Genomic DNA, 12958 nt, shown 5'->3' on the forward strand with positions numbered 1-12958 from the left:
CACACTTATCGGCTGTAGATTTTTAAAGATCGTTCGCAAAATCCGCTCACTTCACTGCGTTTTCTGCGTCGCTGCGTTTGCAGCAGAGAAGCGAGATTATGTACACCTCACTTCGTTTCGTCAACAAGTTTTTTCAAGCAAACTTTTTAACGAATCGGAATTAAAGAGATCAATAAACCTCTGAAACCCCTGCAACTCGAAATGAATCTCGAATCGCGAAAACGTGGATTCTAGCGGGATCTGATCGGGCGATGCAAGAGGTTTTTTGCGTGCACTGCGACATCAAGCGAGAACTAGGACTTCGGCAGCAGCAGCCACACCCGTCCGCGCTGCTTCATATGCCCGGCGAGATCGCCGGCCTCGTCGCCAAACCCCCAGAAGTAATCCGCGCGCACCGAGCCCTTGATCGCCGAACCCACGTCCTGCGCGAACACAAGGCGGTTCAGCGGCTCGCTCGACATCGGACGCGTCGTCGACAGAAACACCGGCGTACCGAGCGGAATGGCCGACGGATCCACCGCGATTGAACGCTCGGCGGTCAGCGGCACGCCGAGCGCACCAATCGGGCCGTCGTCCGCGCCGCCGCCCGGCACCTGCGCCGACAGCTCCCGGAAAAACACGAAACGCGGATTCACATTCAGGAGCCCATCGACGCGTGTCGGATTCGCGCGTGCCCAGGAACGGATCCCCTGCATGGTCGCCTGCGCCGGCGTCAGTTGACCATGATCGATCAACCAACGGCCGATCGACTGATACGGCTGGTTGTTCGTGCCGCCCACGCCGAGCCGCATGATCGAGCCGTCGTCCATCGTGATGCGCCCCGACCCCTGAATCTGGAGAAAGAAGGCTTCGACCGGGTCGTCCACATACACAAGCTCGGACCCCTTGAGCACACCGCTGCGCATCAATTGCGCGCGATCGGGCAAGGTCTCGCCGTTCCGATAGGCTGCCGGCCACTTATACAGAGGGTAGAGATACGGTGCATGCCGTACCCGCGAGCCACGCAGCAGCGGCTCGTAGTAGCCCGTGACCAGCCCGTCGACCGTTCCGTCGGTGTTCGCCAACTGGTACGGCGCGAAATACTGTTCGAAGAAACTCCGCACCGCCTGCGCATCGAGCTCGTCGAGCTGCGATGCCGCCGAACACGCCGCACGCCAGCGCGCCTCACCGCCCACGCGCATGCAATTGGCGCGCAATGCCGGCATCGCGCCGATCAGCGCATCGTCATCCCAGCCGGGCACGCGGTCCCACGTCACCGGCGTGAGTCGCTGCGTGGCGATCACACGCTCTTCATTGAGGTCAGGGCCACCCGCGCCCGAGAACCAGGGGCTCGGGGCCGGCGACGTCGACGTGGACACAGGGCCGTGCGAAGCGCACGACGCGAGCAACACAAGCAGTGCGGCAGCCGCACCGCGGAGCAAACCACGGCCCAAAAGCAATCCTCTCTCTCGACTCAGTGCAAGGTCCGCGGCATCGCGAGCCCGAATTCCGCGATCGGCGCTTCGAATCGCGCGCCATCTTCCGCCACACAAAAATATTCGCCGCGCATCGACCCGGCCGGGGTCGCGATCACGGCCCAGCTCGTATATTCGAACTGCTCGCCGGGCGCGAGTAAAGGCTGATTGCCGACCACGCCGAGCCCCGCGACTTCCTGCAGGGTGTTTTCGCTGTCGGTGATGATCCAGTGTCGCGAGATCAGCTGGGCGGCAACCGCACCGGTGTTGCGGATCGTGATCGTGTACGCGAACGCGTACTGGCGTCCGGTCGGGTCCGATTGCTCCGGCAGGTAGCGCACCTGGACGGCGACAGACATTTGATAGCGGTTCATAGAGTGTGGTGGCGCAGGCCCGGCGCAAACACGCGCCGCATCGTCCCGACGCATTCTCCTTGATGCCGGGATGTGCCGCAACCGCCGGTGAGCGACCCGCCTTTTGGCTGACAAGATCGCAAGGCGCCACGGCGTTAAAATTCAACTTTCGTGTCCTGGTTTGCAATGCCCGTTCGATGGCGCCTTTTTGGCCGCCCCTGCAAACGCCCCGCGGCCGCCCTATCGGGCCCCGTCAGGCGCCCCTGCCGGCATCCGGGCATCCCACCGCGTCACGCGCCGGTTTCTCCATACGCAGCACTTATCGGTCTTCCCACAATGAATCCGACATACCGTATCGCACCGAGCATCCTCTCCGCCGACTTTTCCCGCCTCGGCGAAGAAGTCCGTAACGTCGTCGCCGCGGGTGCCGACTGGGTCCACTTCGATGTGATGGACAACCACTACGTGCCGAACCTGACCATCGGGCCGGTGGTGCTCGAGGCCATCAGGCCGCATGTGACGGTACCGATCGACGTGCACCTGATGGTGCGCCCGGTCGACCGTATCGCGCCGGATTTTGCGAAGGCTGGCGCGAACCACATCACGTTCCACCCCGAAGCATCGGACCACGTCGACCGCACGCTGTCGCTGATTCGCGATCACGGTTGCGAGACGGGCCTTGTCTTCAACCCGGCGACCTCGCTCGATCATATGGATCATGTGATGGACAAGATCGACATCATCTTGATCATGTCGGTCAATCCGGGCTTTGGCGGTCAGTCGTTCATTCCCGAAGCACTGAACAAGATCCGCCTTGCACGCCAGAAGATCGACGCGTACCGCGAACGCACCGGGCGCGACATCCGGCTCGAGGTCGACGGTGGCGTCAAGAAAGACAATATCGCGCAGATCGCAGCAGCAGGTGCCGACACCTTCGTCGCGGGCTCGGCGATTTTCGGCCACCCCGATTATTCGAAAGTCATTGGCGAGATGCGCGCCGAACTCGCCTCGCTGGCGAAGGCCGCATGAGCGCCCCGGCGATCGTGCCTCGCGTCGCACGCGAGCAGATTCGCGGCGCGATCATCGACCTCGACGGGACGATGGTCGACACCGCGGGTGACTTCAACGCCGCGCTGAACCTGATGCTCGAAGGCAGCGGACTCCCCGCCATCTCCAGCGAGGAATTGCTGCGCTATGTCGGCAAGGGCTCCGAGCACCTTGTCAGAAGCGTGCTGACGGCGCGACTGCCCGCCGACCAGGTCGACGCGCAATTTGCAGCGGCCCTCGACCGGTACCAGCACGCGTACGCGACCGTGAACGGCCGCCACTCTGCCGTCTATGCAGACGTGGCCGAAGGTCTCGCGGCATTGCGCGACGCCGGACTCAAGCTCGTTTGCGTAACGAACAAGCCGCACCGGTTTGCCGAAGACCTGCTGACGCAGGTCGGACTGCGCGCGTACTTCGACGCCGTGTTCGGTGGCGACAGCTTCGAAAAGAAGAAGCCCGACCCCCTGCCGCTGATACGGGCGAGCGAAGCACTCGGCCTTGCGCCCGCGCAGATGCTCGCGATCGGCGACTCGGAAAACGACGCACTCGCGGCCCGCGCGGCCGGCATCGCGGTGCTGACCGTCCCGTACGGGTACAACCATGGGCAACCTGTACATTCGATCGACTCCGATGGTATAGTCGGCTCGCTGCTTGAAGCCGCGCACTGGCTGCATCAATAGGAGCCAGGCGTGCGAGCCCGATGCGTGGAACCGGAATCCGGACTGTCGCGACGGCCGCAGGCAAAGCAGCAAGCGGCATTCGAAATACGTCCGAGAAAGTTCGAGCGCGTTGCGAATGCCGGGTTCGATCCGATCCGGATCAAACGAAACTCTTCTTACTCGTCATGTTCGTCAATCGAAAACGGAGTCGTTGCGATATCGACCGGGGAGCCTGGCCCTGGCGTCGCTGGTCTTGGTGATTTCAACACAAGGCCGCTGAAGCTCGTCTTCAGCCACCGTTTTCTGTCTGTGCCGCTTTCCGTGTCGATGGTGTCCTCCGGTCCGTACCGGTCGATGGCTGCGCTTGTCTTGCGATCGGGTCGCGCTTTTTTGCGACACGCCCCGATCGAAGGCAGCAAGCAACTGCACCACCGTGCGAAGCGCACTCCCCGCTTTCCGAGCGTCGGCCCGAGCCGAACGCACGCGGGCTCACCGGAACCCCAAACATGACCGAAATCGAATTCCAGTCGCTGGCGAACGCGGGCTACAACCGCATTCCGCTGATCGCCGAGGCGCTCGCCGACCTCGAGACACCGCTCTCGCTCTACCTGAAACTCGCACAACCTGAGCGCAACGGCGCGAACTCGTTTCTGCTCGAGTCCGTCGTCGGCGGCGAGCGCTTTGGCCGCTACTCGTTTATCGGCCTGCCCGCGCGGACCCTGCTGCGTGCGATCGGCACGCGCTGCGAGATCGTGCGCGACGGTGTGGTCGTCGAAACGCATGACGGCGACGCGCTCGAGTTCATCCAGCAATACCAGGATCGCTTCAAGGTCGCGCAACGTCCCGGCCTGCCGCGTTTCTGCGGCGGCCTCGCCGGATACTTCGGCTACGACGCGGTGCGCTATATCGAGAAGAAGCTCGCGGACACCGCGCCGCCGGATGACCTCGGCCTGCCCGACATTCAGCTGCTGCTCACCGAAGAAGTGGCAGTCATCGACAATCTCGCGGGCAAGCTCTACCTGATCGTTTACGCGGATCCGTCGCAACCCGAGGCTTACGCGAAAACACGCCAGCGCCTGCGCGAACTGCGCTCGCGTCTGGTGAAGACGGTTCAACCACCGGTCACGTCAGCCAGCGTGCGTACCGAGATTCATCGCGAGTTCGACAAGCAGGACTACCTGAATGCGGTACGCAAGGCGAAGGAAAACATTGCCGCCGGCGAACTCATGCAGGTCCAGGTCGGCCAGCGCCTGATCAAGCCGTACCGCGACAATCCGCTGTCGCTCTATCGCGCGCTGCGTTCGCTGAATCCGTCGCCGTACATGTATTTCTACAATTTCGGCGATTTCCAGGTGGTGGGTGCGTCGCCCGAAATTCTGGTGCGCCAGGAAGAGCGCGGCGACGAGCGCATCGTCACGATCCGTCCGCTCGCCGGCACACGCCCGCGTGGCAACACCCCCGAGCGCGACGCGGAACTCGCGACCGAGCTGCTCAATGATCCGAAGGAGATCGCGGAGCACGTGATGCTGATCGACCTCGCGCGCAACGACGTGGGCCGCATCGCCAAGACGGGTTCGGTTCTCGTGACCGACAAGATGGTCATCGAAAAGTACTCGCACGTGCAACATATCGTCAGCTCGGTCGAAGGCAAGCTCAAGCCGGGCATGAACAACCTCGACGTGCTGCGCGCGACGTTCCCCGCAGGCACGCTGTCGGGTGCGCCGAAGGTCCGCGCGCTCGAGCTCATCGACGAACTCGAGCCGGTCAAGCGCGGTATTTATGGCGGCGCGGTCGGCTACCTGTCGTTCTCGGGTGAGATGGATCTCGCGATTGCGATCCGGACCGGCATCATCAAGAACGGCAATCTGTACGTTCAGGCCGCGGCGGGTGTCGTGGCCGATTCGGTGCCCGAGATGGAATGGCAAGAGACCGAAAACAAGGCCCGCGCCGTGCTTCGCGCCGCGGAGCAAGTGCAAGACGGACTCGACACCGAGATCTGACATCCGGCCCGATGCCGCGCATCTCTTCAGACGCGCGGTTTCTCCGGATGGGCCGCGTGTTCAAGGTGCCGCGCGTTGACACCGGCCGGCGCAACGATTTCTGCTTGCGCGACGTGACGCGTATCGCGCGGCGGATAGCCGAACTGCGCCTTGAATGCCCGGCTGAACGCGGCTTCCGAGCCATACCCCGCTTCGTGGGCGACCTCGATCACTTTCGACGTGCCTGCACGCAGCAAGTCGGCTGCGACCGTTAAACGCCATCGGGTGAGGTAACGCCGCGGCGGCACGCCAACCGCTGCGGTGAATCGCTCGGAGAAAATCGAGCGCGACATCGTGGCGATCTCCGCAAGCGATTCCACGGTCCACGCGCGCGCCGGATCCAGATGCATCGCATTCAGCGCACGCCCGATACGTTCGTCGCTCAGTCCCGCCAGCCACCCCAGTCGCTCGCCCTGACTACAAATCCATGCTCGTAACGTGCCCGTCACGAGCAGTTCGATCACACGGGGAATCACGAACGAAGAACCCGGACCGACGTTGTTCGCTTCTTCATTCAGGAAGTGCGACATGGTCGCCAGCCACGGCGGCATTCCGGCGCCGTCGCGACTCAGCTGAACCAGCCCCGGGAGGCCGGATAGCAACGTGCACAGGGGCCGGCCGTTGAAATGAAACGCGCCGGCGAGAAAACTCGCGGCAATCGTGTCATTCGCCGCCCATCGAATGCCCTGGCCATGCGCATTTTCGGCAAGCGACGGATGCGCCTCAAAACGTCTGCGTTCAGTGCCGTTCGGCTGATCGTGTAGCGTGAAGCCATCCCGATTGAGCACAAGCACGAAATCGCCCGGCCGCAACGACACACACTCGCCATCGGGCTGGGAGATCCACGCTTGGCCATCGAGCATATGCAGAAAGGCCGCCGGGCCGGCTGCGAAACTGACTTCCGTCGAGACGCCCAGCTCGCCGCGAAAGACGGTGTCGACACGAGGCCGCATTCGTTTGAGCGCCTCTGACAATGCATCGCCATGTTTTAACAGCACAGAGGGTCGCCTGCGTTAAATCGACAGACGCCGCGCCGCGACGATCTGGAGTGGCACGGATACCGCAGACAAAAGCGTGTCGGTAACGATGAAGAAGTACTTGCGCATGGGAGTTCGAACCACAGTTTGCGATGCAACCTTCCTTGGCCCAACGTTTGAAGCACAGCGATGCGCCACTGTAGACAAGTTCAATATGTGCGGCCATATCGCAGCGTCCGGTTTGCATGATGCATCGTACGAACTTCGAGTTCCGGCACCCCCGCGATCAAAGTCATGGGGTTTGACAAGGCATGAATCACGCCTCACCGAGAACGCTCGATATTCTCCGATCGGCTATCCGCCAGGCGAAGCGCATCGGCTCGCCCCGAACGGTGTATTTCGTGCGCACAGTTCGGATCTCGTCTGACCGGTGCACATCCAGACGACAGATCATGCGGACCGGACGCCGCGCGATGCCGATCGATAGGGGATCTTCTAGAGTCTTCGGACGAAAAGATCCCGGGGAGATCGCGCATGTTCAATCAACTGAAAGGGCTCTGGAGAGCCTGGCTGACCGCAACCATGTTGATGACGGCTGGTGCGCTTGGCGGTTGCGGCAGTTCGGACGCGGCCACGAGCGCGACCGTCGTTCTGGTACACGGCGCGTGGGCAGACGGTTCGAGTTGGGCGACCATCGTTTCCCTGCTGCAACAACACGGCGTCAATGTCGTCGCGGTGCAATTGCCGCGCACTTCTCTCGCTGACGACGCCAGCGTCGTCACGCAGGCGATCGATGCGCAGAGCGGTCCGGTCATCCTGGTCGGCCACTCCTACGGCGGCGCCGTCATCACGCAAGCGGGCATCGACCCGAAAGTCGCGGCATTGGTCTATGTCTCGGCGTTCGCGCCCGGCAACGGTGAGTCGATCAACGACATCACGGCCCCGTTTCCGACGCCCGCCTGGGAAGCAAACGGACTGATCGTCAATTCCGCGGGATTTCTCACCCTGACCCACGATACGTTTCTGAACAGCTTTGCACCGGACGTTCCCAAGGCGACCGCCGCCGTTCTGGCCGTCTCCCAGGGGCCGCTGTTCTCGCACTGCCTCGAAGACAAAGTCTCGATCGCCGCGTGGAAAACGAAACCGTCGTGGTGGGTCTATGGCGATCAGGACCAGATCATTCCGCCGCAGTTCCAGCAACTGGAAGCGAAAACGATCAACGCGACGCTCACGGTGATCCCGGGCGCCAGTCACGTTGCGCTGATCTCGCAGCCCAACGCTGTGGCGAACGTCATCCTGAGTGCTTTGAGCAAGACGGGGAATCTCTAAAGGAACGTAGGCACGCGAATTGAGTGCATCCTGCTAGAATGTGCAGACCATGCGAATCATTGGCAAAGCAACCCCTTTCTTGCTGTTCTTCGGCTGGCGTCCCTGAACGCCACGCATCAACACGCCCCTGGCGGGCGGTGCCGCCTTGAATGGTGGTAAATCGGCGGCAAAGAGAACCGTCGCCAAGCAAAGACAAAGCAAACATCCCTTAGTTTCAAGGGGTTAGGAGTAATCATGCTTCTGATGATCGACAACTACGACTCGTTCACCTACAACCTGGTGCAGTACTTCGGCGAGCTCGGAGAGGACGTGCGGACCTTCCGCAACGACGAAATCACGATTGAGCAGATCGAGGCGCTCAAGCCCGAGCGCATCTGCCTGTCGCCCGGACCGAGCAACCCGCAACACGCGGGCATTACGCTCGACGTGCTCCGCAAGCTCTCTGATCAATATCCGATCCTCGGCGTGTGCCTCGGGCATCAGGCGATCGGCGAAGCCTTCGGCGGCCGTGTCGTGCGCGCACAGACGATCATGCACGGCAAGGTCAGCGAGATCGAAACCGACGGTCGGGGTGTGTTCTCCGATCTGCCCAAGACGTTCACGGTCACGCGCTATCACTCGCTCGCGATCGAACAGGCGACGCTGCCCGACTGCCTCGAAGTCTCGGCGCGCACGCCCGACGGTGAAATCATGGGCGTGCGTCACAAGACGCTGCCGGTCGAAGGCGTGCAATTCCACCCGGAATCGATCCTGTCGGAGCACGGCCATGCACTGCTCGAGAACTTCCTGCGAGGCGTGCGATGACTCAGGCTCAGCCGGCTGTGCACAGCATGCCGATCACCGCGCAAGAAGCCCTGCAGCGAACGATCGAACACCGCGAGATCTTCCACGATGAAATGCTGCACCTGATGCGGCTCATCATGCGCGGCGAACTGTCACCGGTCATGACGGCGGCCATCATCACGGGCCTGCGCGTCAAGAAGGAAACGATCGGCGAAATCGCCGCAGCCGCGATGGTCATGCGCGAATTCGCCAATAAGGTCGAAGTCGCGGATGACTCGAATTTCGTCGATATCGTCGGCACCGGGGGCGACGGATCGCACACGTTCAATATCTCGACGGCGACGATGTTCGTCACGGCGGCGGCCGGCGCAAAGGTCGCCAAGCACGGCAATCGCGGCGTATCGAGCAAATCGGGCAGCGCCGATGTGCTCGAGGCGCTCGGCGTGAACATCATGTTGTCGCCGCAGCAGGTCGCCGAATCGATCGCCGAAACCGGCATGGGATTCATGTTCGCGCCGAATCATCACCCGGCGATGAAGAACGTGGCGGCGGTGCGTCGGGAAATGGGCGTGCGCACGCTGTTCAATATTCTCGGTCCGTTGACCAACCCGGCAGGCGCCCCCAATCAGTTGATGGGCGTGTTCCATCCTGACCTCGTCGGCATCCAGGTCCGTGTGATGCAACGACTCGGGGCCCAGCACGTGCTCGTCGTCTACGGCCAGGACGGGATGGATGAGGTCGCGCTCGGTGCCGCCACCAAGGTCGGTGAACTCAAGGACGGTGTCGTCACCGAATACGAGATCCATCCCGAGGACTTCGGCATGCAGATGGTGTCGAACCGCAGCCTCAAGGTCGCCGATGCGAACGAGTCCAAGGTGCTGCTGCTCGAAGCGCTCGACAACAAGCCCGGTGTTGCGCGCGAGATTGTCACACTGAACGCCGGAACGGCCTTGTACGCTGCCAATCGATCGGCATCGATCGCGGACGGCATTGTGCTCGCGCGCGAGGCAATCGCCAGCGGTGCGGCGCGCGCGAAGGTCGATGCGCTCGTGCGATTTACGCAGGGCTGCACGGCCTGATCCCGGCGCAGCGCGGTGTGTGATCACCACGCTGCACGGCTGAAAGAGACACAGCGGAAATACAGCAGACGTCATGAGCGATATTCTCGACAAAATCATTGCGGTCAAGCGCCAGGAAGTGGCGACGGCCGAACAAAGCGCGCCGTTCGAAGACCTGCGCCTGACCGCGGAGTCGCGCGCGCCTGCGCGTGACTTCGTCGGCGCGCTGCGCGCCAAGCATGCGATCGGCGCATCGGCCGTGATCGCCGAAGTGAAAAAGGCAAGCCCGTCGAAGGGTGTGTTCAAGGAAGACTTCCGGCCTGCCGAGATCGCTGCCTCGTACGCGAGTCACGGCGCCGCGTGTCTGTCGGTGCTGACCGACGTGCAGTTCTTCCAAGGCAGTGCGGCCTATCTCGAAGCCGCTCGCGCGGCGTGCAACATTCCCGTGCTGCGCAAGGACTTCATCATCGATCCTTACCAGATCGTCGAAGCGCGGGCGATGAATGCCGACTGCATCTTGCTGATTGCGGCCGCACTCGAACCGCAGCAGATGCGTGACCTCGAAACCTTCGCGCACTCGCTCGGCCTCGCCGTGCTCGTCGAAGTGCACAACGGCGATGAACTCGACCATGCGCTCACGCTGCGCACACCGCTGATCGGCGTCAACAACCGGAACCTGCGCACGTTCGAGACTTCGCTCGAGACGACAATCGGTTTGCTCGAGCGCATTCCGGACGACCGCATCGTCGTGACCGAGTCGGGCATCCTGAATCGTGCGGACGTCGAACGCATGCGCAAGCATGACGTCAATACGTTCCTCGTCGGCGAGGCATTCATGCGCGCGGACGACCCCGGTGTCGAGCTCGCCAAGTTGTTTTTCTGACCAGGACTGACCATGGCCGTCGAAGCGGAACTCAAGCTGTCGCTGCCTGAATCAGAGCGGGCCCATGCGAAGCAGGTGCTCGAAACGCTGGCTGGCGGCGAAGGCCACGCGGTCCGTCTTTCGAACGTCTATTTCGACACGCCGGCGCTCGCACTCAAAGGCGCGCGCAGCGCATTGCGCGTCCGGCTTTCGGGCGATCGATGGCTTCAGACATTCAAGTCTGGCGGTGGCGCGCAAGCGGGACTGCACCGTCGGCATGAGTGGGAAATACCGGTCGGCGGCGACGCGCTCGAGACCGACGCACTGATCGCGGCGATTGAACGCGATCTCGCGGCTACAAACACCGCGACGGATTCGGGCGCCGCATCGGCCTCGAATTCAACCGCGGCCGCAAAGTCGCACGCAGAGCGCGACGGCTTGCATACGGCGCTTGAGACGTTGCGAAACGCCGTACCAGCGCTCGGCCCGCTGTTCCGGACCGACTTCACCCGGACCATCTGGAACATTGAAGAGGCAGGCAGCGAGATCGAAGCCGGACTCGACGAAGGCGACGTGATCGTCGGCGAAGGTGAGCAACGGCGCACACTGCCGATTCTTGAGATTGAACTCGAACTGAAGCGCGGCGACGAAGCGGCCCTTCACCGCATCGCAGCCCGTCTCGCCGAGCAGATCCCCGGCCTCAAAGCCGACGATGTCAGCAAAGCCGAGCGCGGATACCGGCTTCGCGATACGGTTACCCGCTAACGTCATTCAGTACAGCATGCCCTCCTCACGACGCGCCTCGAAGCACACAGATACGGCGGACCTTTTCGAAGAGACGCTCTCGGCGCCGCCGGCTAGAGATTCATACGCCGCACCCGCTGCATCGCTCGAAGCGCAGTTCGCATCGCTCTCCCCCGCATGGAAGGCCTGCGTGGCGCCGTTCGTCGACAGCCCCGCTTTTGCGAAACTCTGCGCATTCGTCGACAGCGAACGCGCGGCCGGCAAGACGATTTATCCGGACACCGTCTTTCACGCGCTCGAGCTCGTCGACCCTGACGACGTCAAGGTCGTGATCCTCGGACAGGATCCCTATCACGGCGAAGACAAAGGCATTCCGCAGGCGCACGGTCTCGCGTTTTCGGTGCGTCCGGGTGTGCGGCCGCCCCCGTCACTACGCAATATCTTCAAGGAAATCGCTTCGAGCCTCGGTCATCCGATTCCGACGCACGGCACGCTCGAGTACTGGGCTCGGCAGGGCGTGCTGCTGCTTAACACGGTGCTGACCGTCGAGCGCGCGAACGCGGCGAGCCACGCGAAGAAGGGTTGGGAAGGCTTCACCGATACGCTGATCGCCGAATTGTCGGAGCGTCATTCGGGCCTCGTGTTCATGCTATGGGGCTCGCATGCGCAGGCCAAGCGGTCGCTGCTCCATGGCCGCGATCACGTGATTCTCGAAGCCCCGCATCCGTCGCCGCTCTCGGCGCACCGGGGCTTTCTCGGATGCCAGCACTTCGTGCGCGCCAATGAGGCGCTCGAAGCGCGCGGGCTCAAGCCCATCGACTGGCGTCTGCCCTGAACGTCGATGGACTGAGACACCAACACGCAGGAACGCAGGAACGCAGGAACGCAGGAACACGAAAACACAAAACGCCCGACGGAACCATCCTCCGTCGGGCGTTTTACATTCGATCGGGAGCGGCTGATGCCGCCTGATCCCGGAAGCGTATCGCTTGCTTACAGCGCAGCGATCGATTCGCGCGCGCCGGCCAGTGCCGCGGTCGCCGAATCCGGACCCATTGCCAGACCTTCGGCGTAGATGAACTCGACGTCGGTCATGCCGAGGAAGCCAAGGAACGTCTTCAGATACGGCGTTTGCGTATCGTTCGGCGTGTTCAGATACTTGCCGCCGCGTGCTGCCGTGATGTAGACCTTCTTGCCGGTCACCAGGCCTTCTGCGCCATTGGCGGTGTAGCGGAACGTGACGCCTGCACGGGCGATCTGGTCGAAGTACGCCTTGAGCTGCGTCGAGATGCCAAAGTTGTACAGCGGCACGCCGATCACGATCACGTCAGCGGCTTGCAGTTCCTTGATCAGCTCGATGCTGCGCGCGTCGATCGCGACTTGTTCCGGCGTACGTTGGTCGGCCGGCGTGAAGAATGCGCCGAGAATCGCGTCGTCGAGGTGCGGCAGGTTGGCAGCGAGCAGATCGCGGACAACGACCTTCGCACCGTCGCGCTTGGCGAGCTGAGCAACGAGTTCGCTGGCGAGCTGGGTCGATTGGGCGCCTTGCGAGCGAGCGGCGGAATTCAGTTGAAGGATGGTCGTCATCGTATGCTCCGGTAGTGGGTGGGTCTCGCGTTCACCGCAAGACCATGGACTCCATTATCGGGATCG

Annotated in this window: 13 protein-coding genes; 9 read left to right on the forward strand and 4 right to left on the reverse strand. The window is 62.5% G+C overall.

The window, feature by feature from the left end; genetic code table 11:
- Positions 1-293: 293 nt before the first annotated feature.
- On the reverse strand, positions 294-1439 hold the full coding sequence (locus ACMFWR_RS17710; protein ID WP_413192890.1) for a murein transglycosylase A: 1146 nt from the start codon (positions 1437-1439) through the stop codon (positions 294-296).
- 14 nt (positions 1440-1453) lie between these two features.
- Positions 1454-1828, reverse strand: coding sequence for a Co2+/Mg2+ efflux protein ApaG (gene apaG, locus ACMFWR_RS17715; RefSeq protein WP_413192891.1), 375 nt, complete (start codon positions 1826-1828; stop codon positions 1454-1456).
- 315 nt (positions 1829-2143) lie between these two features.
- On the opposite strand from apaG, the gene rpe reads away from it, so the two are divergent.
- The 3 genes from rpe (at position 2144) to trpE (ending at position 5513) form a co-directional block, all read left to right on the forward strand.
- Entirely contained in the window at positions 2144-2836 is a 693-nt protein-coding gene (rpe, locus tag ACMFWR_RS17720) for a ribulose-phosphate 3-epimerase (protein WP_413192892.1), read from the forward strand.
- Positions 2833-3534 carry a phosphoglycolate phosphatase gene (locus ACMFWR_RS17725; RefSeq protein ID WP_413192893.1) on the forward strand — a complete coding sequence of 234 codons (702 nt, stop codon included), beginning with the start codon at positions 2833-2835 and terminating at the stop codon, positions 3532-3534. Before rpe ends, ACMFWR_RS17725 begins: the two co-directional genes overlap by 4 nt.
- 485 nt (positions 3535-4019) lie before the next feature.
- On the forward strand, positions 4020-5513 hold the full coding sequence (trpE, locus tag ACMFWR_RS17730; RefSeq protein WP_413192894.1) for an anthranilate synthase component I: 1494 nt from the start codon (positions 4020-4022) through the stop codon (positions 5511-5513).
- Positions 5514-5539: 26 nt separating this feature from the next.
- On the opposite strand, the gene ACMFWR_RS17735 is transcribed toward trpE, so the two are convergent.
- Positions 5540-6505, reverse strand: a complete 966-nt coding sequence (locus ACMFWR_RS17735; protein ID WP_413192895.1) for an AraC family transcriptional regulator — start codon at positions 6503-6505, stop codon at positions 5540-5542.
- Between the two features lie 558 nt (positions 6506-7063).
- Here ACMFWR_RS17735 and ACMFWR_RS17740 point away from each other — a divergent pair.
- From ACMFWR_RS17740 to ACMFWR_RS17765, 6 genes are all read left to right on the forward strand, one after another.
- Complete coding sequence (locus ACMFWR_RS17740; protein WP_413192896.1) at positions 7064-7858, forward strand: alpha/beta fold hydrolase; 795 nt, start codon at positions 7064-7066, stop codon at positions 7856-7858.
- A 234-nt stretch (positions 7859-8092) separates the two neighbouring features.
- Entirely contained in the window at positions 8093-8662 is a 570-nt protein-coding gene (locus ACMFWR_RS17745) for an anthranilate synthase component II (RefSeq protein WP_413192897.1), read from the forward strand.
- A 26-nt stretch (positions 8663-8688) separates the two neighbouring features.
- Positions 8689-9720 carry an anthranilate phosphoribosyltransferase gene (gene trpD, locus ACMFWR_RS17750; RefSeq protein ID WP_413194948.1) on the forward strand — a complete coding sequence of 344 codons (1032 nt, stop codon included), beginning with the start codon at positions 8689-8691 and terminating at the stop codon, positions 9718-9720.
- A gap of 73 nt (positions 9721-9793) precedes the next feature.
- Positions 9794-10582 carry an indole-3-glycerol phosphate synthase TrpC gene (trpC, locus tag ACMFWR_RS17755; protein ID WP_413192898.1) on the forward strand — a complete coding sequence of 263 codons (789 nt, stop codon included), beginning with the start codon at positions 9794-9796 and terminating at the stop codon, positions 10580-10582.
- Positions 10583-10594: 12 nt separating this feature from the next.
- Complete coding sequence (locus tag ACMFWR_RS17760; protein WP_413192899.1) at positions 10595-11326, forward strand: CYTH domain-containing protein; 732 nt, start codon at positions 10595-10597, stop codon at positions 11324-11326.
- Positions 11327-11342: 16 nt separating this feature from the next.
- Positions 11343-12140: a uracil-DNA glycosylase gene (locus tag ACMFWR_RS17765; RefSeq protein ID WP_413192900.1), complete on the forward strand. Its 798-nt coding sequence runs from the start codon at positions 11343-11345 to the stop codon at positions 12138-12140.
- A gap of 158 nt (positions 12141-12298) precedes the next feature.
- Here the strand turns inward: ACMFWR_RS17765 and ACMFWR_RS17770 are convergent, their stop codons facing one another.
- Positions 12299-12892 carry an FMN-dependent NADH-azoreductase gene (locus ACMFWR_RS17770; RefSeq protein ID WP_413192901.1) on the reverse strand — a complete coding sequence of 198 codons (594 nt, stop codon included), beginning with the start codon at positions 12890-12892 and terminating at the stop codon, positions 12299-12301.
- Positions 12893-12958: the final 66 nt, after the last annotated feature.

This window comes from Pararobbsia alpina, assembly GCF_965118125.1.
Taxonomy (GTDB): domain Bacteria; phylum Pseudomonadota; class Gammaproteobacteria; order Burkholderiales; family Burkholderiaceae; genus Pararobbsia; species Pararobbsia alpina_A.

Coding starts and splice junctions, on each gene's coding strand:
- apaG (WP_413192891.1), bottom strand. CDS start 1,828: ATGAACCGCTATCAAATGTCTGTCGCCGTCCAGGTGCGCTACCTGCCG.
- rpe (WP_413192892.1), top strand. CDS start 2,144: ATGAATCCGACATACCGTATCGCACCGAGCATCCTCTCCGCCGACTTT.
- ACMFWR_RS17725 (WP_413192893.1), top strand. CDS start 2,833: ATGAGCGCCCCGGCGATCGTGCCTCGCGTCGCACGCGAGCAGATTCGC.
- trpE (WP_413192894.1), top strand. CDS start 4,020: ATGACCGAAATCGAATTCCAGTCGCTGGCGAACGCGGGCTACAACCGC.
- ACMFWR_RS17735 (WP_413192895.1), bottom strand. CDS start 6,505: ATGCGGCCTCGTGTCGACACCGTCTTTCGCGGCGAGCTGGGCGTCTCG.
- ACMFWR_RS17740 (WP_413192896.1), top strand. CDS start 7,064: ATGTTCAATCAACTGAAAGGGCTCTGGAGAGCCTGGCTGACCGCAACC.
- ACMFWR_RS17745 (WP_413192897.1), top strand. CDS start 8,093: ATGCTTCTGATGATCGACAACTACGACTCGTTCACCTACAACCTGGTG.
- trpD (WP_413194948.1), top strand. CDS start 8,689: ATGCCGATCACCGCGCAAGAAGCCCTGCAGCGAACGATCGAACACCGC.
- trpC (WP_413192898.1), top strand. CDS start 9,794: ATGAGCGATATTCTCGACAAAATCATTGCGGTCAAGCGCCAGGAAGTG.
- ACMFWR_RS17760 (WP_413192899.1), top strand. CDS start 10,595: ATGGCCGTCGAAGCGGAACTCAAGCTGTCGCTGCCTGAATCAGAGCGG.
- ACMFWR_RS17765 (WP_413192900.1), top strand. CDS start 11,343: ATGCCCTCCTCACGACGCGCCTCGAAGCACACAGATACGGCGGACCTT.
- ACMFWR_RS17770 (WP_413192901.1), bottom strand. CDS start 12,892: ATGACGACCATCCTTCAACTGAATTCCGCCGCTCGCTCGCAAGGCGCC.